Genomic DNA, 21711 nt, shown 5'->3' on the forward strand with positions numbered 1-21711 from the left:
GGCATCTCGCGGGAGGGAGTCAGCCGACGTGACCCTCGTCGTCGACCGGGGCGCGCGCCGTCAGCCGCTTCAGCCGCATCGCGGGGCGCTCGATCAGCAGCCAGCTGGCCCAGGCGAACGGCAGCGTCGCCGCGATCGAGAGCAGCACGTACGCCACGAGGGGCACGTCCGCGTCGACCAGCGCGAGCGCGAGCAGCTGCTGCACCGGGAACGCGTAGATGTACATCCCGTACGAGACGTCGTGGGTCGCCCCGAGGCGCCGCAGGGGGAGGCGCGCGCCGAGGGCCAGCATCAGGTAGGCGAGCGGCAGCCCCGCCAGCACCCGGTACAGCCCCGACGCCACCACCAGCGCGAAGAGGGCGACCGCGAGGAGTGCGAGGGGCAGGGTGAGCGGGATGCGGTCGCGGAAGAGGTGCACGATCGCGCCGGCCAGGAAGTACGCGACGAGCGTGACCGTCTGGTTGAGGGCCGCGGGGAAGGGCACGAGATCGGTGGCCAGCACGCCGGCGACCAGGGTCAGCCCCGCGAAGCCGACGACCACCAGCGGCGCGACCCACCGCCGCGGCACCACCGAGATCAGCACCCCGATCACGAGGTAGCTGACGAACTCGAAGAAGAGGCTCCACAGTGAGCCGTTCCAGGCCCCCGGGTACGGCACCGAGCCGAGCATCCCGTCGATCCCGTACTCGCGGATGTAGAGCGCGAGGTTCCCGAGCACGAACCGCGCACCGCCCGCCGCGCTCCACGGACCGGCGCCGAGCAGCAGCGACGCGAGCGGCGCGATCGCGAACCCGACGACGAGCAGCGAGACGAGGAAGGCGGGGTAGATGCGCAGGAACCGCCGCCAGAGGTAGTCGCCGAGCGAGCGCGAGCGGAGCCGGCTCGCGGTGATCAGGTAGCCGGAGGTGACGAAGAAGCCGCCCACCGCCCAGTCGCCCAGATCCGAGTGGCCCGGCCCGGAGCCGCCGCTGCCGCCGGCGCCCGGCGCGTCACCGTAGCCGCCCAGCGGGAACGAGTGCGACACGATCACGAGGACCGCGAGCCCCAGCCGCAGTGCGTTGATGCTGTTGCTGCGCGGATCGAGCGCGGCCCCGATGCTCACCCGCCGGGTGCTCACCGCGGCCGGGGGCGCCTGCTCCTGCCGCGTCATGCGCACAGCCTGGCGCCCGCCGCCCGCCCCGTCGACCGTCCCCCCGCACCCTGTCGCGAACGGGCGGACCCCCCTCCGCGAGATGCCACTTGTGCGCGCGACACGCCGTGAGAAGCGTGCACAAGTGGCATCTCGCGGGGGAGGAGGCGGGGGAGGGGGTCAGAGCAGGGCGTCCGTCAGGTGGTCCGGGGTGCCGAAGCGGTGGGCGGTGATCGAGACGGCCTGCTCGCGGAGGAACGGGAGCAGCTCCAGGCGGCCGGACTCGGTGGCCTCGTTCGCGTAGACGGCGAGGTCGGGGCGTCCGCCGGTGACGGCGGTCACGGAGGAGGCGTCGGCGCCCAGCAGGCGCACCCGGCCGGCGCCGTGCTCGCGGACCCGCGCCGCGAAGGCGGCCTCGTCCTCGACGGCGACAGCGGAGGCTCCCGACGCGATGGCGGAGACGAGCTGCGGCGGCAGCTCCGTCGCGCTCGAGACCGCCACCCGGGTGCCCGCGGTCGCCGCGGCGACGACGACCTGCGCGAGCGAGCCGACCGGCTCGCCGTCCGCGAGGCGGATCAGCACCGGGGCGTCGTACGGCAGGTGCCGGAACACGTTGCGCTCGGCGGCCAGCCCGGTGATGTCGCGGGCGGCACCCGCGGCCAGAGCCTGCGCCGCACTGCGGGCCGTCCGCTCGACGGCGTCCGCCTCCGCGGCGGGCAGCTCGGCGCGGGCGGCGGCCACGAGCCTGCCGACGCGCGGGTCCTCGACCGCGGCGGTGGCCGTGGACGGCGCGGTGGTCCACGACCCCAGCCCGAGCAGGTAGTCCGGCCCGCCGGCCTTGGTGCCCGGTCCGACCGCCGACTTCTTCCAGCCGCCGAACGGCTGGCGCTCGACGATCGCGCCGGTGATGCCGCGGTTGACGTAGAGGTTGCCGGCCTGGATCCCCTCCAGCCAGGTGCCGATCTCGGCCGGGTCGAGCGCGTGCAGCCCCGAGGTGAGGCCGTAGTCCACCTCGTTGACGAGCGCGATCGCGTCCTCGAGCGTCGCCGCGGTCATGATTCCGAGGATCGGGCCGAAGTACTCGGTGCGGTGGTACTCGGAGCCGCGGCGCACGCCGTCGCGGACGCCCGGGCTCCACAGCATCCCGCTGTCGTCCAGCGCGCGCGGCTGCAGCAGCCAGCGCTCGCCCTCGCCGAGCGTCGTCAGCCCGCGCAGCAGCTTGCCCGCGGCGGGCTCGATCACCGGCCCCATCCGGGTCGCCGGGTCGGTCGGCAGGCCGACGGTGAGCGAGTCGACCGCGTCGAGCAGCTGCGCGCGGAAGCGCTGGGAGCGCGCGACCGAGCCGACCAGCACGACGAGCGACGCGGCCGAGCACTTCTGGCCGGCGTGGCCGAAGGCGCTCGCGACGACGTCCTTCACGGCGAGATCGAGGTCGGCGGAGGGCGTGACGATGATCGCGTTCTTGCCACTGGTCTCGGCGAGCAGCGGAAGGTCGTGCCGGAAGGAGCGGAACAGCTCGGCGGTCTCGTACGCGCCGGTGAGGATCACCCGGTCGACGGAGGCGTGCGCGACGAGGTCCGCGCCGAGCTCCTCCTCGGGCAGGCGGAGCAGCAGCAGCGCCTCGCGGGGCACACCCGCGGCCCAGAGCGCCTCGGCCAGCACGGCGCCGCAGCGCGCGGTCGGCCCGGCGGGCTTCAGCACCGCGGCCGAGCCGGCGGCCAGCGCGGCGAGCGCACCGCCCGCGGGGATCGCGACCGGGAAGTTCCACGGCGGAGCGACGAGCGTCAGCTGCGCGGGGTGGAAGACCGCGCCGTCGACCGAGTCCAGCTCGCGGGCCCGCTCGGCGTAGTAGTGCGCGAAGTCGATCGCCTCGGAGACCTCGGGGTCGCCCTGGTCGATCGTCTTGCCGGCCTCGGCGGCCATCACCTCGAGCAGCTCGCCGCGGCGCGCCTCGAGCTCGTCACCGGCGCGGTGCAGGATGCGCGCCCGCTCGTCGGCGGGCAGGGCGCCCCACGCGGAGCCGGCGGCGCGGGTCGCGGCGAGGGCCGCCTCCAGCTCCTCGCGGGTGGCGATGGTCGCGGCCTCGATCGCGTCGACACCGGCACGGGAGGCGGGCACGCGGGCGAGGATCTCCTCGGCCCAGGCGCGGTTCGCGGCGACGGACGGGTCGGTGTCCGGAGTGCTGCGGAAGTCGCCGAAGCCGGGGCGGCCCGACGCGGCGAAGCGGTCGGCGACCCGGTGCGCGGGCGGCACCGCGCCGTCGAGCGCGGCGACCGAGGCACGGAAGCGGGCCTCCTCGCGGGCGAACAGCGCGGGCTGCGCCTCGAGCTCGAACACGGCCGACATGAAGTTGTCGCTCGACGCGCCCTCCTCGAGCCGGCGGATCAGGTAGGCGATCGCGACGTCGAACTCGGCGGGCGAGACGACCGGCGTGTAGAGCAGCAGCGAGCCGACCGTGCGGCGCACCGCCTCCGCCTGGCCCTGCGCCATCCCGAGCAGCATCTCGTACTCGATCCCCTCGCGGACACCGCGCTCGCCGGCCAGCAGCCAGGAGTACGCGACGTCGAAGAGGTTGTGGCCGGCGACGCCGACCCGCACGTTCCGGATCCGGTCCGGGTGCAGCGCGTAGTCGATCACGCGCTTGTAGTGGGTGTCCGAGTCCTGCTTCGTCGACCAGGTCGCCAGCGGCCAGCCGTGCACCGACGCCTCGACCTGCTCCATCGGCAGGTTCGCGCCCTTGACCAGGCGCACCTTGATGCCTGCGCCGCCGCGGGACCGGCGCGCGGCGCTCCACTCCTGCAGCCGGATCATCGCGGAGAGCGCGTCGGGCAGGTAGGCCTGCAGCACGATGCCCGCCTCGAGGCCGAGGAACTCGGGCCGGTCGAGCAGGCGGGTGAAGACCGCGATGGTGAGGTCGAGGTCCTTGTACTCCTCCATGTCGAGGTTCACGAACTTCTGCGGCGTCGCGGCGGCCGCGCGGGTGAAGAGCGGGGCGAGCTCCTCGACGATGTCGTCGACCGCGGCGTCGAACGCCCACGGGTTGTGCGGGGCGACGGTGGAGGAGACCTTGATCGAGACGTAGTCGACGTCGTCGCGCGCGAGCAGCCGGTGGGTGCCCTCGAGGCGGCGCTGCGCCTCCTTGCGGCCGAGGACCGCCTCGCCGAGCAGGTTCATGTTGAGCCGGACGCCGTCGCGGCGGATCTTCGCGATCGCCGGGCCGAGGCGCGAGTCGGTCGCGTCGATGATCAGGTGGCCGACCATCTGCCGCAGCACCCGGCGCGCGATCGGCACGACGACGTCCGGGAGCAGCGGGGCCACCGCGCCGCCGAGGGCGACCGCACCGCGCATCGGGGCGGGCAGGAAGCGCGGGACGCCGCCGGCGATGGAGCGCAGCGCCGCGGCGGCGACCTTCGTGTCCTCGGGGCGGACGACGCCGTCGACGAAGCCGACCGTGAAGTCGAGGCCGGTCGGATCCTTCAGCACGCCGGCGAGCTGGGCGCCGGAGGCGTCGACCGGGATGTCGGCGGCGTCGCGCAGCCACTGGCGCACCAGTGCGACGCTCGCGTCGACGAGGCCGGCGTCGACGCTGTCCGGGGCGGGGCCGGAGTGACCGGCGGAACCGGCGTGACCGGCGGCGTCGTCGGAGGAGGGACCGGTGGAGCGGGCAGGCGCGGCGAGATCCGTCATGACGTCAGTATCCGACCGGGGTACCGTTGAGCAGAAGCGACCGTTCCTTACCGGTACCGGTAACTCCTCCTTACTGATCAGCTCTGCCGAATCGAGGTCGCCCGTGCTCGACGTCCGCCGCCTGGTGCTGCTGCGCGAGGTCGCCATCCGGGGAACCCTGGCCGCCGCCGCGGAGGCCCTCGCCTACAGTCCCTCCGCGGTCTCGCAGCAGCTGACCGTGCTCGAGCGCGAGACCGGCGTCGAACTGCTGCGCAAGGTCGGGCGGCGGGTGCAGCTCACCCCGCAGGCCGAGATCCTGGTCGCGGCGGCCGGCGAGGTGCTGGCGCTGCTCGAGCGGGCGGAGGCGGCGCTCGCCGCGTCGGGGGAGTCGGTCACCGGGCGGGTCCGGGTCGCGGTCTTCCAGTCCGCGGCGCTCGCGCTGATGCCGGGCGCGCTGCGCTCGATCGCCGAGCGGGCGCCCGAGGTGCGGGTCGAGATGGTGCAGCGCGAGCCGGAGGGAGCGCTGCACGAGACGTCCTGGGCGCGCGAGTTCGACCTGGTCGTCGCCGAGCAGTACCCGGGCCACTCGGTGTCCTGGCTGCCGGGCCTGGTGCGCAGCGACCTCACGACCGATGCGATCCGGCTCGCGGTCCGCCACGACTCCGCGGTTCGCGACCTGCAGAGCGCGCGCGACGCCGCCTGGGTGATGGAGCCGCGCGGCACCGCGAGTCGGCACTTCGCCGAGCAGACCTGCCGGGTCGCCGGCTTCGAGCCCGACGTGCGCTTCGAGACCGCCGACCTCCAGGCGCAGATCCGCCTCGCCGCCTCGGGCAACGCGGTCGCGCTGATGCCCGACCTGGTCTGGGCCGGCGGCGAGCCCGACTGCCGCCTGCTCGAGCTGCCCGGCCGCCCGCGCCGCACCATCTTCACGGCGCAGCGCGAGGCCCAGCTCGCCTCGCCCGCCGTCCGCGTCTTCCGCGAGTGCCTCGCCGAGGTCGCCGCCCACTACGCCTGACCCGCGCGTCCCCCTCCCTCCCGCGAGATGCCACTTGTGCACGCCTTTCCCGGCGTGTCGCGTGCACAAGTGGCATCTCGCGGAGGTGCTCACCGGGGGGTGTGGCGCGGACGGGGGACTGCTCGCGGCGGAGGAGGTGCGCTTGGCTGGCCGCACAGCGCGATGACAGCGCTACCACTCCGCCGGATCGAGGCGCACTCCGCCTCATGATCGAAAGGACCGCCGTGTCCTCGTCCTCCACCCCCACGCCCGGACCGTCCCGCCGAACCGTGAGCGCAGCGGCGGTGTGGAGCGCTCCGGTCGCCGCCGCGGTGTTCGCGGCGCCTCTGGCCGCCGCCTCCACCGCCGCCCTCTGCGACAGCGCAGTCGCCTTCAGGCGGACCAGCAACACCGGCGGTGACACCGCGGTGCTCCTGGCGCCCAGCTCCTCCGGTGCGGTGTCCACCGTGCGGATCACCTCGGTGCTCGCTCCCGGCACCACGACGACGACGCAGGGTCAGAGCTTCAACCTGACTCAGAGCGGACTCGGATGGGGCGCGGTCACCGGGGAGACCGACCTCGAGAGCACCGAGGTGCAGTACTCGGGCACCGCGCCGAGAAGAGCGCTGGTCCTGAATCAGCGGCGCGAGGGTCCGGCCACGACCCTCCCCAGTCCGGGATCCGACTCGCAGACCCTGACCTTCCAGTTCTTCGATCCGCAGGGGCGGCTGTTCGATCCGGTCGACCTCCGGTTCGAGTTCTACGACTTCACCTCGCAGGACCGGCAGGCCTGGCAGCCGGATCACTGGGACGCGATGGGCTTCAGTGTCGCGCCGACGACGATCGTCCAGGACGGCCTCTTCGCGGGGACCGGTGCCGGCACGCTCGCCGACCCGTACCGTCGCGTCGAGGGAGACGTCTCGACCATCGCGTACTTCAAGAACGACGTCTTCGTCTTCGACGTCTTCCCCTCCGGGAGCACGCTCACCTACACCCAGCACGAGGGCAGACAGGGCTGGCACGGGGTCTTCCTCACCGACCTCCGGTTCCGCTCCGCCGTCTGCTGACCCTCCGCGAGATGCCACTTATGCACGCTTTCCTCGGCGTGTCGCGTGCACAAGTGGCATCTCGCGGGGAGCGATGGGAGCGTGCGAGGGTGGGGGCGTGAGTGCGGACGAGGCGCGGCTGGTCGAGACGACGGCGGCGGATGCGGTGGCGGGGCGGCTGTTCGCCGTGCAGGAGGCCGAGATCATGAGGCGCTACGGCGGCGACGACCCCGGGCCGCGGCCGCCCTCGGACGCACCGACGCTGCTGCTGCAGGTCGGGCCCGAGGTCGTCGGCTGCGTCGCGCTCGCCGCCGACGGGGAGATCGGCGAGATCAAGCGGATGTTCGTGGCCGGGTCGGCGCGCGGCCGCGGCTACAGCCGCCTCCTCCTCGCGGGAGTCGAGGAGCTGGCCGTCCGCCACGGCGTGACGCTGCTCCGCCTGGTCACCGGCATCGAGCAGCCCGAGGCGATGGCGCTCTACAGCAGCTCGGGCTACGACCCGATCCCCGGCTTCGGCTACTGGGGCGACGAGCCGGCGACCCGCTGCTACGCGAAGCGGCTCGGTCCCGCCGCGGTCATGGGCTGAGCCCGGGCCCTCAGAGCTTGGCGAGCTTCGCGCGGGCGATCAGGAAGGCGCCGTACATCACGAGGCCGGCGCCGATCGCGGTCAGCGCGATGGTGCCGTAGGGCGGGACGTCGAGGAAGCGCAGAGCGCCGTCGAGCCCGGTCGCCCGCCGGGCGTCGCCGGTGATCGCCGCGACGACGAAGAGACCGCCGGCGATGCCGAGGGCGATCCCCTTCGAGACGTAGCCGGCGGCGCCCAGGATCAGCACGGCCAGGCCGCGGCGCCCCGCCGGGATGCGCACCAGCTTGCGGAAGCCGCGCCGCACGCCGATGGCGAGGAAGCCGATCCCGCTGCCGAGGACGATGCCGCCGACGATCGTCAGGACGATCGACCCGGCCGGGCGGGCCAGCAGGTCGGTGCTGATCGCGCGAATGGTCGCGGAGGAGCTCGTCGACCCGCCGAGCGCGAACACCAGCGTCGTCCCGGCCAGCGCGAGCGAGGCGAAGCCCTTGCCCGACTCGACGATCCGCCGCCCCCAGCGCTTCGCGCGGCTCGGATCGCTCGAGCGGCTCTGGAAGGTGAACTGCCACAGACCGAGGGCGACGAGCGCGACCAGTGCCGCCCAGACGACGACGAGGCCGGGCGGCGACTCGGCCAGGCGCCCGATCGCGCCGGACGGATCCGCCTCCTGCGTCGTCTCGTCGCCGAACGCCACCCGCAGCGAGAGGCCGCCGATCAGCAGGTGCACGACGCCGTTGACGGCGAAGCCGAGGCGCGCGAGGCGCCGGAATCGCCGCGTCCGCACCCCCGAGCGCGGCGTCGGCACGCTCACTGTGGACACCGGACCACCCTCTCACGCGTCCAGCCGTGATCCGCGTCCACCCCTGTCCCGGGGAGCCCGGGCGGCGGTGGAATGGAGTCCGGCCCGCGCCGTCCGCGGGCACCTCGAGGAAGAAGGACCGCCATGACCACCTGGCTCATCACCGGCTGCTCCACCGGACTCGGCCGCGCGCTCGCGACCGCCGTCCTCGCCCACGGCGACCGCGTCGTCGTCACCGCGCGCGACGTCGACTCCGTCCGCGACCTCGCCGAGGCGCACCCCGACTCCGCGCTCGCCCTCGCGCTGGACGTCACCGACGACGCGCAGGTGGCCGCCGCCGTCGACGCCGCCGAGGAGCGCTTCGGCGGGATCGACGTTCTGGTCAACAACGCGGGCTACGGCTACCGCGCGGCCGTCGAGGAGGGCGAGGCGGAGGCGGTGCAGCAGCTCTTCGACACGCAGTTCTTCGGCACGGTGCGCACGATCAAGGCGGTGCTGCCCGGGATGCGCGAGCGCCGCTCCGGGGTGATCGTCAACCTCTCCTCGATCGGCGCCCGCATCTCGCCCGAGGGCTCCGGCTACTACGCGGCGGTCAAGGCCGCGATCGAGGCGCTGACCGAGTCGCTGCGCAAGGAGGTCGCGCCGCTGGGCATCCGCGCGTTCTCGGTCGAGCCGGGCGGATTCCGCACCGACTTCGCCGGCCGCTCGCTCACCCAGTCGTCGCAGCCGATCGCCGACTACGCCGAGACGGCGGGCAAGCGCCGCAAGGAGCACGACACCGTGCACGGCACCCAGAAGGGCGACCCGGCGAAGGCGGCGATCGCCCTGATCGAGGCCGTGGAGTCGGACGCGCCGCCGTCGATCCTGCTGCTGGGCAACGACGCCTCCGACGCCTTCCGCGCGGCGCTCGACGCCCTCCGCTCCGACGTGGACGCGTGGGAGCCGCTCAGCCGCAGCACGGACTTCGCCGACGGGGAGTGAGGGGCCGGGGCGGCGATGGGGCGGGGTCTCGTCGACACCTTCACGTTCCGCACCTTCCCGTCGGGGAGCACGCTCACCTCCAGCCGGTACGCAGGGCAGCCCCGGCGCAAGATCACCTCGTACGTCTGCGGAGAATCATGCTGATCGAGTAGCCCGCGGAGTGGGCGTATCGAGATCCGCCACCGTCGGAACGCGGGTCTGCAGACCCGCCCTGCTGGTGGTGGCGGGTCTCGATACGCCCCTGCGGGGCTACTCGACCAGCATGTGTGCGGGCGTCTCTTCTTCGTGGATCCCGCGCTCCGCCCCGGTCGGATCCATGCTGATCGAGTAGCCCGCGGAGCGGGCGTATCGAGATCCACCCCGGTCAGGACACCGGTCAGCCGATCATCCGCTCGCGCACGCCGGGTCTCGAGACTCCCGCCCCGGCCACCACCACGGCCGCGTGCCGGCCCGGCCCGAGGGCGCGCGGCTCCGCGCCCTCGAGGTCGAGCACCGCGGTGGCGCCCACTGGCACCTCGACCTCGACGCGCAGCTCGCCGTCGGCGAGGGTCCACGCGATGGAGGCGCGGCCGTAGGGCGTCAGGTGGGCGGCGCTCGCCGAGGTGAGCCCGCCGCCCGGGCGCGGCCGGAACGCGATCGAGCGGTAGCCCGGCTCGGCCGGCGCGAGACCCGCGACCACCCGGTGCAGCCAGTCGGCGACCGCGCCGAGCGCGTAGTGGTTGAACGAGGTCATCGTCCCCGGATTCACCGTGCCGTCGGGCAGCTGGCTGTCCCAGCGCTCCCAGATCGTCGTCGCGCCCTGGGTCACCGGGTACAGCCAGGACGGGCACTCGCGCTCGAGCAGAAGCGCGTAGGCGCGGTCGATCCCGCCCGTGCCCGAGAGGGCATCCGAGACGATCGGCGTGCCGACGAAGCCGGTCGAGATGCGGTTCCCGGCGGACGCGACCAGCTCGGCCAGGCGGGCCCCCGCGGCGGCGCGCAGCGACTCCGGCAGCAGCTCGAACTCGAGGGCGAGCGCGTACGCGGTCTGCGCGTCGCTGGCCATCCGGCCGTCCGGCTCGACGTAGCGATCGACGAAGGCGGCCCGGACCTCGGCGGCCAGCGCGAGGAAGCGCTCAGCGTCCTGCTCGCGGCCGAGCACGCGGGCGGTCTGCCCGAGCCGCCGAGCGGACTGCGCGAAGTAGGCCGTGGCGACCAGGTAGCGGTCGGTCTTCGCGTCCGCCGGGTCCTGGGGAGGAGCGTCCGGATCGAGCCAGTCGCCCAGCTGGAAGCCCTCGTCCCAGAGCCGCGACGGCCCGGCGAGCCGTTCGACGAGCTCGACCCAGGCCTTCGCGCTGTCGTACTGCACCGCCAGCACCCCCGCGTCGCCGAAGCGCTCGTACAGGGTCCAGGGCACGAGGACCGCGGCGTCGCCCCAGGCCGCGCCGGGGCGGATCGGCGTCCACATCGCGTGCGCGGGGATCACCGGGACGTACCAGGGCACCGTGCCGTCGGGCAGCTGCTCGGCCGCCACATCGCGGAGCCAGGACGAGAGCATCCCGGAGACGTCGAAGAGGAACGACGCGGTCGGCGCGAAGACCTGGATGTCGCCGGTCCAGCCGACTCGCTCGTCGCGCTGCGGGCAGTCGGTGGGGATGTCCACCATGTTGCCGCGCATGCTCCACAGCACGTTCTCGTGCAGCCGCTCGACCAGCGGGTCGGAGCAGGCGAACCAGCCGGTGCGCTCGAAGTCGGTGTGCAGGACCCGGGCGACGACGTCCCCCGCGGCCACCGCCGCCTCGAGGTCCCCCGGCCAGCCCTCGACCTCGACGAAGCGGAAGCCGTGGAAGGTGAATCGCGGCTCCCACTCCTCCTCGGCGCGGCCCGCCAGCGTGTAGACGTCCGTGGAGCGGGCGTCGCGCAGCGGCCGGGTGTAGAGCTCGCCCTCCTGCATGATCTCGGCGGTGCGGAGGGTGACGGTCGCCCCGCGCGGCCCGCTCAGCCGGATCCGCATCCGCCCGACGAGGTTCTGCCCCAGGTCGAGCACGCTCCGGCCGCTCGGGGTGCGCAGCACGGCGACGGGGCGCACCTCCTCGGTGCAGCGCACCGGCGGGCCCTGCGGAGCGACGAGGGTCGCCGGATCGCGCTCCGCCACCGCGACCGGCGTCCAGCCGGCGTCGTCGAAGCCGGGGGAGGACCAGCCGTCCCGCTCCTCGCGTGCGTCGTGCACCTCGCCGTCGTAGTTGCCGGAGAAGAGGATCGGGCCGGGCGCGGCCCGCCAGGACGGGTCGGTCGCGACGGTCTCGCGCCGGCCGTCGGCGTAGACGATCTCCAGCTGCGCGATCAGCGAGAGGTCGGTGCCGTAGAGGTTCCGGAAGCCGCCGCGCCAGCCCAGCCGGCCGCGGTACCAGCCGTCGCCGAGCCAGGAGCCGAGCGCGTTCTCGCCGGGGACGAGGGCGTCGGTGACGTCGTGGGTGGCGTAGCGGAGGCGGTCGGCATAGGCCGTCCAGCCGGGCGCGAGGGTGTCGTCGCCGACGCGGGCGCCGTTGAGCTCGACCTCGTACAGGCCGTGCGCGCTGAGGTAGAGGCGCGCGGAGGCGACCTCGCCGTCGACCGTGAAGGAGCGGCGCACCAGCGGCGGACGCCGGTCGGACTCCGGGTCCTCCGGCCAGGCGGCGCCGACGGGCACCGCGCTCCAGTCCTGCGGCTCGAGCAGGCCGGCCTCGACGGCCGTCGGACGGCTCCAGGGGGCGTCGTCCTCGCCGCGGCCGAAGACGCGCACCCGGACCTCGACCCGCTCCCGGCTCGTCAGCGGAGCGAACGGCCACGGCACGAGGACCGACTCGGCGGAGCCGACGCGTCGGCGCTGCACGTCGCCGGCGGCGTCGACGCGCTCGAGCTCGTACGACTCCTGGCGCCAGTCGTCGCCGGCGAGGCTCGTCCAGGAGAGGCGGGGTCGGCGCTCGCCGATGCCGAGCGCTGCACGGTGGTGCTCGATGCGGGGGGAGGAGGGGATGGCCACCGGGGTGCCTCGTTCCTGCTGGGCGAGCACTCCTCTGCGTGAGCGTCTCGACTCTGACACGTTTCAATCGAGCGTCAGCATAGCCCCGGAAATGCTGTTTGACACGTTTCAAAATGCGAGTCATCATGGGGGCAGCTGCTGGGCGGGCCCGGCGCACCACGACGACGTGGACCGGAGCGATCCGGCCAGGAGGAGGAGAGCCGCGATGACGCCAGCACCCCCAGGACCGGCACCCCGGACACCGGCACCCCGGGTGGCCCTCGTGGGCACCCTCGACACCAAGGGCGCCGAGTACGCCTGGACGGCCGCCCGTCTGCGCGACCTCGGCGTCGAGGTGGTGCTCGTCGATGTGGGCGTCGGCGCGCACTCCGGAGCGGCCGCCGCTCCCGACGTCACCGCCGCCGAGACGGCCCGCGCCGCGGGCGCCGAGCTCGAGGAGCTGCGCTCGCGCGGCGACCGCGGAGCCGCGATGACCGCGATGGGAGAGGGCGCCGCCGTGGTCCTCGAGCGCCTCCGGAGCGACGGCGGTCTCGACGGCGTCCTGGCCCTCGCCGGCAGCGGCGGCTCGTCCATCGCCGCCCGGGCCGTGCGCGACCTGCCCATCGGGCTGCCGAAGATGCTCGTCTCGACGATGGCGTCGGGCGACGTCGCCCCTTACGTCGGCGCGAGCGACGTGACGATGACCTACAGCGTCGTCGACATCGCCGGCATCAACAGCCTCTCCCGCGAGGTCCTCGACAACGCCGCCGGCGGCATCGCGGGGATGGCCGCCGCGCACGCCGCCCGGCGCGAGCAGCCCGCGGAGGAGTCCGGCCGTCCGCTCGTCGCGGCCACCATGTTCGGAGTGACGACCGCCGCCGTCGACGTCGCCCGCGCCCGCCTCGACGAGCTCGGCTACGAGGTCCTCGTCTTCCACGCCACCGGCTCCGGCGGCCGGGCCGTCGAGGCCCTGGCCCGCTCGGGGCACCTCGCGGGGGTGCTCGACCTCACCACCACCGAGCTCGCGGACGAGCTGGTCGGCGGCGTGCTCACGGCCGGCCCCGACCGGCTCGAGGCGGCCGGGCGCGCAGGCGTCCCGCAGGTCGTCAGCCTCGGAGCGCTGGACATGGTCAACTTCGGCCCGCGGGACGGCGTCCCGGAGCGCTTCGCGCAGCGGCGGTTCTTCGTGCACAACCCGACGGTGACGCTGATGCGCACCACCGCCGACGAGAGCACCGAGCTGGGCGGCCTGATCGGCCGGAAGCTCGCCGCGGCCGAGGGGCCGACCGTGCTGGCCGTGCCGAGGGGCGGGCTCTCGGCGATCGGGGTGCCGGGCGCCGTCTTCGCCGACGCCGAGGCCGATGCCGCGCTGGTCGACGCGGTGCTCGCCGCAGTGGCCGGCTCCGCGGTCGAGGTCCTCGACTCCCCGCTCGACGTGAACGATCCGGAGTTCGCCCGCGCCGCCGCGGACGCGCTCGACCGGCTGATCCGCCACGCCGCGGATCCCGCCGCCGACCACTCCGCGGCCCACGCCGCCGACCAGGACAGGAGCTGACATGGACCGCGCGACCGCACTCGCCCGCCTCCGCCGCACGATCGCCGCGGGGCGACCCGTCATCGGCGCGGGGGCCGGCACCGGCATCTCGGCGAAGGCCGCCGAGGCCGGCGGAGCCGACCTGCTGATCATCTACAACTCCGGCCGCTTCCGGATGGCGGGCCGCGGCTCGCTCTCGGGGCTGCTGCCCTACGGCGACGCCAATCAGATCGTCGTCGAGATGAGCCGCGAGGTGCTGCCGATCATCCGCGACACCCCGGTCCTCGCCGGGGTCTGCGGCACCGATCCCTTCCGGAGGATGGAGGTCTTCCTCGACGAGCTGGCGCGGCTCGGCTTCACGGGGGTGCAGAACTTCCCGACGGTCGGGCTCTTCGACGGCGTCTTCCGGCAGAACCTCGAGGAGACCGGCATGGGCTTCGACCTCGAGGTCGAGATGATCCGGCTCGCCGCCGAGCGCGACCTGCTCACCGCGCCGTACGTCTTCGACGTCGCGTCGACCGTGGCGATGACGGAGGCCGGCGCCGACGTCCTCGTCCCGCACATGGGCCTCACCACCAGCGGCAGCATCGGCGCGCAGACGGCGCTCTCGCTCGAGGAGTCGGCCGCGCGCGTGCAGGAGCTGCGCGACGCGGCGGTCGCCGTGAATCCGGACGTCATCGTGCTCTGCCACGGCGGGCCGATCGCCGAGCCCGCCGACGCCGCGTACGTCCTCCAGCACACGACGGGGGTCGCCGGCTTCTTCGGCGCCTCCTCCGTCGAGCGCCTGCCGACCGAGCGGGCGATCCGCCAGCAGCTCGTCGACTTCACCAGCATCCCGCTCACCTCGAAGGAGACCCCGTGACCACGACACCTCCCGCCACCCCGTCCGCGCAGGCCACCCCGTCCGCGCCGTCCGTCCCGTCCGCGCAGTCCGGCCGCCGCCCCGACGACGTGCCCACCCGCGTCTTCGACTGGGGCACCATCAAGTGGCTCGTCACCCCGCACCTCGACGGACCCGTCGGCCTGACCACCGGCGAGGTGATCATCTACCCCGGTCAGGGCCACGATCCGCACAGCCATCCCGGTGAGGAGGAGGTCATCTACGTCGTCTCGGGCGAGGGCGAGCAGACCGTCGGCGACGGCCCGGCGTTCGCGATCCGCGAGGGCGACGCCCTGCACATCCCGCGCGACACGGTGCACTCCACCTACAACACCACCTGGCGGCCGCTGCGTCTGCTCGTCGTGTACACGCCCGGAGGCGCCGAGACCGGCCTCGACGAGCTGCCCGGCGCGCGGATCCTCGAGCCCGGCACCGCGCCGCGCTGGGCGCAGGCCTGATGCCGGTCTACGAGCCCGGCACCTGGCTGCACCCCGGCGACCGGCCGGAGTGGTGCGCCGTCGGCACCCTCGGCCGCTTCGCCGTGCCGCTGGAGGGCGGGCGGTTCGACCGGCACCACCACGACGACCACGAGGTGTGGTTCTTCGCGGAGGGGAAGGGCCGGATCCTCGTCGACGGCGCCGAGCGCTACGTCCAGGCCGGCGACATCGTGCTCACCCGGGCGGGCGACGTGCACGACATCGTCGCGGTCTACGAGCCGCTCCGCGGGTTCTTCACCGAGACCGGCCTGCCGGCGGGCGGGCGCACCGGGCACCTGCACGCCGACGAGTCGGACGCCGCCGGGCACGAGGTCCCGGCCCTCCCGCTGCCCGCGGACTTCCCCGTACGCTGACGCCCGACCCCGCCCCACTCCGCTCGACCCCCGCCCGACCCCGCGAGAGGACCCCATGCGCATCGCCGTCACCGGCTGCTCCGGCACGCTCGGCACCGCGACCCTGGAGCAGCTGCTCGCCGACGGCCACGAGCCGATCGGCCTCGACCTGACGCCGCCGACGGTCGCGGTGCCCTTCACCCGCGTCGACTTCACCGACTACGGCCAGGCGCTCGACGCCGTGCTCGGCATCACCGCGCGGCACAGCGGAGTCGACGCGATCGTCCACCTCGCGGCGATCCCGGTGAACGGCCTGGTCCCGGACGCGACGACCTTCCACGCCAACATGACCGTCTCCTTCAACCTGTTCCATTCCGCGCTGCGGGCCGGAGTGACGCGGATCGTGCACGCCTCCAGCATCACCGCGATGGGCTTCCCCTTCGCCGAGCCGCCCGCCTCCCTCCCGCTCACGGAGGAGGACGGCGACCGCGCGAACAGCACCTACGGCCTGGTCAAGGTCCTCGAGGAGGCGATGGCCCGGCAGCTCGTCCGCTGGGACCGGGACTGCTCGATCACCGCGCTGCGCTTCACCAACATCACCCGGGCCGGCGAGTACTCCCGCTTCGTCGAGCGCGCCGGCGACCCGGCCTACCGCCGCGAACTGCTGTGGAGCTACGTCGACGCCCGCGACGGCGCGAGCGCGATCGCGCGCGCCCTGGAGGTCGGCGAGCCCGGCTTCGCCGTCTACGACATCGCCGCCTCCGACACCGGCCTGACGATCCCCTCGGCCGAGCTGGTCGCCGGAGCCTTCCCCGACGTACCGCTGACCCGCCCCCTCGAGGGCTTCGAGACGGTCGTCTCGATCGACCGCGCCCGCGAGGCCCTCGGCTGGGAGCCCGCGCACCTCTGGCGCGCCGAGGCGGAGCTCGAGCGCCGCGCCTGAGCGTCACCCGCCTCAGCGGACACGGCCCTGTCGGATCAGCGCGAAGCGAGCGATCGGATCCCTCGCTCGCCCGACATCAGGGTCGGCTCGCGCGGACGGGCACCTCGGGGAGTTCGATCGGGGCGACGGCCGTCATCCCGCTGGCGTACGCGCGGGCCGTCTCCTCCCACTCGCGCTGCGCCCGGAGCAGGAGGTCGAACGTGCCGAGCTCGCCGGCGCCGTAGACGAGCTTCTCGATCTCCGCCGCGTACGCCGTGAGCTCGCCCTGGTCGAACTCGCTCGTCCAGGCGAACAGGTCCGTGAGGCCCGCGGCGACGTCGCCGCGACGGCGGCCGATGGCGCGCAGCAACCGGCTCGAGAGCGCGATGCCGTCCTTCAGGGCGGCGAGATCGCGACCACGGAGGATGACGAGGTCGTCGCCGTCGCGACGGGTGATCCGGACCCGGCCCTCGTCGATGTGTGCGAGGACGTCCTTCGGCGTGCGGAGGAGTTCGGTGAAGGTCGCGGTGCTCATCGGGAGAGTCTGCTTCAGATGATCAGCTGATATCAGCCGGCGCGGAAGGTCAGCTCCAGAGACGCGTCCTCGAGTGGGACGCGGTAGCGCTCCGGGAGCGCCGGGCCGCAGGAGGCGCTGCCGACGCCCTGCTGGCGGACGTCGAGGTTGAGCACGACGTGGCCGGAGTCGCGCAGCTCGTGGGGATGCGCGGCGACGGCGAGGGCCTCGCTCGTCCAGCGGCGGGCGGAGAAGTCGAAGCCGTCTCCGGTGACGACGAGCGGCGGCAGTCCCGGACCGCCGAGCGAGAGGCGCCGGGTGCCGACGTGGTTGCCGTTCTCCTGCGGCACGACGTACGCCGTCTGCAGGGCGTCGATGCTCGCGGCGAAGCGGCCGAAGCGGACGGCGTCGAGGGTGTCGGCGTAGGACTCGCCGGGGCCGCGGCCGAGCCAGTCGGCGTCCGCGTAGCCGCGCGGGAGCGTCAGGCGGAGGCCGAGGCGCGGCGGGGTCACCGAGTGGTGGCCGTGCGGAGTGTCCTGCCAGGCGCCGGTGAACGCGAACTGCGCGGCGAGGTGCAGCGCGCCCTCCTCCGCCGTCCAGACCAGGCGGCTGAGCACGGCGAGCGTCTGGGTCGCCGGTCCGCTCCGGGTGGTCACGGTGACGGAGTGCTCGTCGCGCTCGACCGAGACGGTGCGGTGCAGGACGCGGTCGAGGCCGACGGCCGACCAGCTCGCGGCGAGCGCGTTCAGCGTCCCCTGCCCGCGGTCGTTCTCGGTCGGCGCGCGCCAGAGGTCGACGAGGGGCCCGTCGACGGGCACGCCGCCGAGGGAGAGGAGCCGCCCGGTGCGCGGGTCGAGCAGGGCGTCGCCGAGGCGCAGCACGCCGTCCTCGTCGGCGACCCGTGCTGAGCGGCGGCGGACGGCGGGGGTCGGCGCGTCGAGCCGCTGCCCCCAGGCCACCTCGTGGCCGACGGGCGCCCAGGGCGCCGCCTCGGCCAGCTCGGCCGAGACGGTGAGGACACCCGCGACCGGTGCCGTGAACGGCACGACGACGCTCCCGCGCGCCGGCACGGCGGGGACGTCGAGCAGGCCCTCCGCGAGCAGCGCCCCGTCGTCCTCGACCCGCCAGCGCCAGCGCAGCGCCGCGGTGTCGACGACGTCCTGCCGGCTGCGGATCGCGATCGCCCCCTCCGCCACGTCGATCACCACGGGTGCGATCGCCCGCGCGAGCGACGCGAGGCCGGGCGAGGGCGTGCGGTCGGGGAAGAGCAGCCCGTCGATGCAGTAGCTGCCGCCGTTCGGCTGGAAGTCGATGTCGCCGCCGTGCCGGAAGTGCTCCGACCCGTCGGCGGCGGTCGCGCGGAAGCCGTGGTCGATCCACTCCCAGACGAAGCCGCCGGCCATCCGCTCGGACGACTCGAGGATCCGCTGGTACTCGTCGAGCGAGCCCGGGCCGTTGCCCATCGCGTGCCCGTACTCGCAGAGCACGAAGGGCAGGCGCCGGCGGCGCGCGTCGTCCGGCGAGCCGGCCACCACGCCCTCGGGGGTCGGCTCCCGCCGCTCGGCGATCGCCTCGAGCTCCTCCAGCGCGGGGTACATCGCCGAGGAGAAGTCGGAGTTGCGGAAGCTCGGATCGCGCTCGTAGTGGATCGGCCGGCTCGGATCGAGCCGGCGCACGACCCGCTCGAGCACGTCGAACGACTCGCCGACCATGCTCTCGTTCGCGAGCGACCAGATGACGATGCTCGGGTGGCTGCGGTCGCGCGCGACCATCCGGGTGATGCGGTCGACGAGGGCCTCGCGCCACTGCGGCTCGGTCGGCGGGTTGCCCTGCCAGCCCGCGTAGATGAAGCCGTGCGTCTCGATGTCGCACTCCTCCAGCACCCAGAGCCCGAGCTCGTCGCAGAGGCGGAGGAAGGCGGGGTGCGGCGGATAGTGCGAGGTGCGCACCGCCGTGACGTTCGCCCGCTTCATCAGCTCGATGTCCCGGCGCATGGTCGCCTCGTCGAGGGCGCGGCCGCGATCGGGGTCGTGCTCGTGCCGGTTCACGCCGCGCAGGCGGACGGGGGAGCCGTTGACGGTGAAGACGCCGTCGCGGATCCGCACCGTGCGGAAGCCGACGGCGAGCTCGATCCGCTCGCCGGCGACCTCGAGCGTGCCGTGGTACAGGCGCGGCGACTCGGCGCTCCACGGCTCGACCGGCAGCCGGACGCTCTCGCCCGCCGGGGCCTCGAGGCCGAGCTCGGGCAGCCGGACCACGCCGGGCAGCTCGCCGCCCGCCTCGTCCAGCGCGCGCACCAGCAGGGTGCCCGTGCCGTCCTCGTAGTCGGCGGTGACGAGCACGTCGTCGGCCGCGCCGTCCGGTCGCCAGAGCAGCTCGACCTCGCGGAAGATGCCGGGCAGCCACCACATGTCCTGGTCCTCGAGGTAGCTCCCCGCCGACCAGCGCTGCACGCGGACGGCGAGCAGGTTCTCGCCGCGCCGCAGCGGCCCGGTGACGTCGAACTCGAAGGGCAGCCGGCTGCCCGTCGACCAGCCGAGCGGCTCGCCGTTCAGCCAGGCGGCGCCGCAGGAGTCGACGCCCTGGAAGCGCAGCACGGTCCGGCCGCCCTCCGGCCAGCCGGCGGGGAGCTCGAAGCGCAGGCGGTGGTCGCCGGTCGGGTTCTCCTCCGGCAAATGCGGGGGATCGAGCGGGAAGGGGAACGCGGTGTTCGTGTAGAGCGGGTCGCCGTGGCCCTCGAGCACCCAGTGCGACGGGATGCGCAGCAGGTCCCAGTCCGCATCGTCGAGCAGCGGATCCGCGAACCCCGGCCCGGTCCCGTGCGCGGTCGGCGCGAGCCGGAAGCGCCAGTCCCCGTCGAGCCGCAGCCGCGGCGCGTCGCTGAGCACGTCCGCCCGCGGCCGCCGCCGCCCCTCACCCGGCCGGGGATCCTCCCAGTACGCCTCCTCCGCGAGATGCCACTTGTGCACGGCTTTCACGGCGTGTCGCCCGCACAAGTGGCATCTCGCGGGGAGGGGGAGGGGGCGCGCATCCGTCAGCCCTTCACGGAGCCGGCGGCGAGGCCCGCCATGATCTGCTTGTTGAGGAAGAGGTAGAGCACGAGCATCCCGAGGATGTTGATGCTGATCGAGGCGAACAGCGGTCCGTACTGCGTCGAGCCGTACTCGTCGCTGAAGTTCAGCAGCCCGACCTGCACCGTGGCCAGCTCGTCGTTCGTCGTGAAGGTCAGCGCGATCAGCAGGTCGTTCCAGACCGCGAAGAACTCGACCAGCGCGATCGTGATGATCGCGTTGCGCATCATCGGCACGCCGACCCGCCAGAAGGCGGTGATCATGCTCGCGCCGTCGATCGCGGCGGCCTCGAAGATCTCGCGGGGGATCGCGCGGAAGTAGGCCGTCATCAGGAACACCGTCAGCGGCAGCCCCATCACCGTGTAGGTGATGATCAGCGGCCAGAGCGAGTTCGTCAGCCCGGTGCGGAAGTACACCGTGAACAGCGGGACCAGGATCATCTGGCCGGGGATCATGATGCCCGCGATGAACAGGAGCAGCACCGTGTTGCGGCCGCGCCAGACCAGGACCTCGAGCGCGAACGCGGCGGCGACGCCGAGCACGATCATCAGGGCGAGCGAGGGCACGGTGACGAGGACGCTGTTGCGCAGGTTCGTCGCCAGGTCGCCCTCCGTCAGCGCCGAGACGTAGTTCGAGAAGTCGAGGCTCTGCGGCAGCGCCCAGGTCGGATTGGCGAAGAACTCGTTCTGCGTCTTGAACGAGCCCATCACGATCCAGAAGATCGGATACGCCTCGACGACGACGAGGAGGCCGATCAGGACGCGCCCGATCCAGCGCCGCGTGCCGCGGCCGAGGCTGCGGACCCGGCGGTGCGGGCCGGCCGGCACCGAGGGGCGGGTGCGGGGTGCCGGGCGGGAGAGGGTTCCGGTGGACACCTCAGGCCTCCTTCGTGTTGTCGCGGCGCGACGAGCGGAAGATGAAGAGGGTGACGAGGAAGCACATGATCGTCAGCACCAGCGCGATCGTCGAGCCGTAGCCGTAGTCCGAGTAGCTGAAGACGGTGCGGTACATGTAGAGCGTCAGCGGTGTCGTCGAGCTGCCCGGTCCGCCGTTGTTCAGCGCGAGCAGGGTGTCGAAGACCTTGAGCGTGCTGTTGAAGCTGAAGATCACCGACGACAGCAGCACCGGCAGCGACAGCGGCAGCACGATCGAGGAGACCAGGCGCCAGCCGGTCGCCCCGTCGAGGCGGGCCGACTCGAGCGTCTCCTCCGGGATGTCGACGAGACCGGCGTAGAGCAGGATCGCGAAGAAGCCCATCGAGCGCCAGAGCTCCATGATCACGGCGACGGCGAAGGTGCCCTCGGCGGTCGCGAACCAGTCGATGCTGCCGAGACCGAGGAACCCGAGTCCCGCGTTGACCGGGCCCTCCTGACCGCCGACGGCGAACATGCTCTTGAAGAGCAGCGCGACGGCGACCGTGGGCAGCACGGTCGGGAAGAACACCACGGTGCGGACGAAGGAGGACGCGTTCTTCAGCACGAAGACGTAGAGCAGGGCGAGCGCGTAGCCGAGCACGACCTGCCCCGCAGTGATCACGAGGGAGTAGCGGACGGTGAACCAGAGCGCCTCGAGCGCCTGCGGATCCTGCAGGAAGCGCAGGAAGTTCTCGCCGCCGGAGAACTCGAAGCCGCTGAGCGGATTGCCGGTGAAGAAGGTGAGTCCGAGCGACCAGAGCACCGGGACGAGCTTGATGAGCGTGTAGACGGCGAGGGCCGGTCCGAGAAGGATCAGGATCGCCTTCTTGTCTCCGAGGACGCTGTTCACGGAAGCGCTGTCCTTT

The 21711-nt window shown here is 73.6% G+C and carries 17 protein-coding genes; 9 read left to right on the forward strand and 8 right to left on the reverse strand.

Annotated features, from left to right (window positions below):
• Window positions 1-19: 19 nt before the first annotated feature.
• On the reverse strand, window positions 20-1150 hold the full coding sequence (locus EDF36_RS03315) for an acyltransferase (RefSeq protein WP_123731877.1): 1131 nt from the start codon (window positions 1148-1150) through the stop codon (window positions 20-22).
• 159 nt (window positions 1151-1309) lie between these two features.
• A complete protein-coding gene (locus tag EDF36_RS03320; protein ID WP_123731878.1) occupies window positions 1310-4816 on the reverse strand; it encodes a bifunctional proline dehydrogenase/L-glutamate gamma-semialdehyde dehydrogenase in 3507 nt (1168 codons plus the stop codon).
• 103 nt (window positions 4817-4919) lie between these two features.
• On the opposite strand from EDF36_RS03320, the gene EDF36_RS03325 reads away from it, so the two are divergent.
• The 3 genes from EDF36_RS03325 to EDF36_RS03335 all read left to right on the forward strand — a co-directional run bounded on the left by EDF36_RS03325 (window position 4920) and on the right by EDF36_RS03335 (window position 7421).
• Window positions 4920-5810 (forward strand): LysR family transcriptional regulator, encoded by an 891-nt coding sequence (locus tag EDF36_RS03325; protein WP_123731879.1) that lies wholly within the window; start codon window positions 4920-4922, stop codon window positions 5808-5810.
• A gap of 224 nt (window positions 5811-6034) precedes the next feature.
• Window positions 6035-6856, forward strand: coding sequence for a hypothetical protein (locus tag EDF36_RS03330; RefSeq protein WP_148059959.1), 822 nt, complete (start codon window positions 6035-6037; stop codon window positions 6854-6856).
• Window positions 6857-6953: 97 nt separating this feature from the next.
• Window positions 6954-7421 (forward strand): GNAT family N-acetyltransferase, encoded by a 468-nt coding sequence (locus tag EDF36_RS03335; protein WP_185020348.1) that lies wholly within the window; start codon window positions 6954-6956, stop codon window positions 7419-7421.
• 10 nt (window positions 7422-7431) lie between these two features.
• On the opposite strand, the gene EDF36_RS03340 is transcribed toward EDF36_RS03335, so the two are convergent.
• Window positions 7432-8241, reverse strand: a complete 810-nt coding sequence (locus EDF36_RS03340) for a DUF1206 domain-containing protein (protein ID WP_123731882.1) — start codon at window positions 8239-8241, stop codon at window positions 7432-7434.
• A 123-nt stretch (window positions 8242-8364) separates the two neighbouring features.
• Here EDF36_RS03340 and EDF36_RS03345 point away from each other — a divergent pair, with 123 nt between their 5' ends.
• Complete coding sequence (locus tag EDF36_RS03345; protein ID WP_123731883.1) at window positions 8365-9201, forward strand: oxidoreductase; 837 nt, start codon at window positions 8365-8367, stop codon at window positions 9199-9201.
• Window positions 9202-9577: 376 nt separating this feature from the next.
• Here the strand turns inward: EDF36_RS03345 and EDF36_RS03350 are convergent, their stop codons facing one another.
• Entirely contained in the window at window positions 9578-12202 is a 2625-nt protein-coding gene (locus EDF36_RS03350) for an alpha-L-rhamnosidase (RefSeq protein ID WP_123731884.1), read from the reverse strand.
• 205 nt (window positions 12203-12407) lie between these two features.
• Between EDF36_RS03350 and EDF36_RS03355 the strand changes: the two genes are divergently transcribed.
• Genes EDF36_RS03355 through EDF36_RS03375 form a run of 5 tightly spaced genes read left to right on the forward strand, consistent with a single transcriptional unit; the run spans window position 12408 to window position 16367 of the window.
• Window positions 12408-13736 carry a Tm-1-like ATP-binding domain-containing protein gene (locus tag EDF36_RS03355; protein WP_123731885.1) on the forward strand — a complete coding sequence of 443 codons (1329 nt, stop codon included), beginning with the start codon at window positions 12408-12410 and terminating at the stop codon, window positions 13734-13736.
• 1 nt (window position 13737) lies between these two features.
• Complete coding sequence (locus EDF36_RS03360; protein WP_123701514.1) at window positions 13738-14577, forward strand: phosphoenolpyruvate hydrolase family protein; 840 nt, start codon at window positions 13738-13740, stop codon at window positions 14575-14577.
• Window positions 14574-15053, forward strand: coding sequence for a cupin domain-containing protein (locus EDF36_RS03365; protein ID WP_123731886.1), 480 nt, complete (start codon window positions 14574-14576; stop codon window positions 15051-15053). Before EDF36_RS03360 ends, EDF36_RS03365 begins: the two co-directional genes overlap by 4 nt.
• Window positions 15053-15445: an AraC family ligand binding domain-containing protein gene (locus EDF36_RS03370; RefSeq protein ID WP_123444728.1), complete on the forward strand. Its 393-nt coding sequence runs from the start codon at window positions 15053-15055 to the stop codon at window positions 15443-15445. The genes EDF36_RS03365 and EDF36_RS03370 overlap by 1 nt, the downstream gene beginning before the upstream one ends.
• Before the next feature lie 55 nt (window positions 15446-15500).
• Window positions 15501-16367: an NAD(P)-dependent oxidoreductase gene (locus tag EDF36_RS03375; RefSeq protein ID WP_123731887.1), complete on the forward strand. Its 867-nt coding sequence runs from the start codon at window positions 15501-15503 to the stop codon at window positions 16365-16367.
• 76 nt (window positions 16368-16443) lie between these two features.
• Here the strand turns inward: EDF36_RS03375 and EDF36_RS03380 are convergent, their stop codons facing one another.
• The 4 genes from EDF36_RS03380 to EDF36_RS03395 all read right to left on the reverse strand — a co-directional run bounded on the left by EDF36_RS03380 (window position 16444) and on the right by EDF36_RS03395 (window position 21695).
• The gene (locus tag EDF36_RS03380) at window positions 16444-16881 is read right to left on the reverse strand and encodes a hypothetical protein (protein ID WP_123731888.1); all 438 of its coding nucleotides are present in this window, start codon (window positions 16879-16881) and stop codon (window positions 16444-16446) included.
• A 32-nt stretch (window positions 16882-16913) separates the two neighbouring features.
• Window positions 16914-19829 (reverse strand): glycoside hydrolase family 2 TIM barrel-domain containing protein, encoded by a 2916-nt coding sequence (locus EDF36_RS03385; RefSeq protein ID WP_123731889.1) that lies wholly within the window; start codon window positions 19827-19829, stop codon window positions 16914-16916.
• Window positions 19830-19894: 65 nt separating this feature from the next.
• On the reverse strand, window positions 19895-20806 hold the full coding sequence (locus EDF36_RS03390) for a carbohydrate ABC transporter permease (RefSeq protein WP_243581075.1): 912 nt from the start codon (window positions 20804-20806) through the stop codon (window positions 19895-19897).
• Between the two features lies 1 nt (window position 20807).
• Entirely contained in the window at window positions 20808-21695 is an 888-nt protein-coding gene (locus EDF36_RS03395) for a carbohydrate ABC transporter permease (protein WP_123444732.1), read from the reverse strand.
• Between the last annotated feature and the right edge of the window lie 16 nt (window positions 21696-21711).

It is taken from the genome of Rathayibacter sp. PhB152 (assembly GCF_003751395.1).
GTDB lineage: Bacteria > Actinomycetota > Actinomycetes > Actinomycetales > Microbacteriaceae > Rathayibacter > Rathayibacter festucae.

Coding starts and splice junctions, on each gene's coding strand:
- EDF36_RS03315 (WP_123731877.1), bottom strand. CDS start 1,150: ATGACGCGGCAGGAGCAGGCGCCCCCGGCCGCGGTGAGCACCCGGCGG.
- EDF36_RS03320 (WP_123731878.1), bottom strand. CDS start 4,816: ATGACGGATCTCGCCGCGCCTGCCCGCTCCACCGGTCCCTCCTCCGAC.
- EDF36_RS03345 (WP_123731883.1), top strand. CDS start 8,365: ATGACCACCTGGCTCATCACCGGCTGCTCCACCGGACTCGGCCGCGCG.
- EDF36_RS03355 (WP_123731885.1), top strand. CDS start 12,408: ATGACGCCAGCACCCCCAGGACCGGCACCCCGGACACCGGCACCCCGG.
- EDF36_RS03360 (WP_123701514.1), top strand. CDS start 13,738: ATGGACCGCGCGACCGCACTCGCCCGCCTCCGCCGCACGATCGCCGCG.
- EDF36_RS03370 (WP_123444728.1), top strand. CDS start 15,053: ATGCCGGTCTACGAGCCCGGCACCTGGCTGCACCCCGGCGACCGGCCG.
- EDF36_RS03375 (WP_123731887.1), top strand. CDS start 15,501: ATGCGCATCGCCGTCACCGGCTGCTCCGGCACGCTCGGCACCGCGACC.
- EDF36_RS03380 (WP_123731888.1), bottom strand. CDS start 16,881: ATGAGCACCGCGACCTTCACCGAACTCCTCCGCACGCCGAAGGACGTC.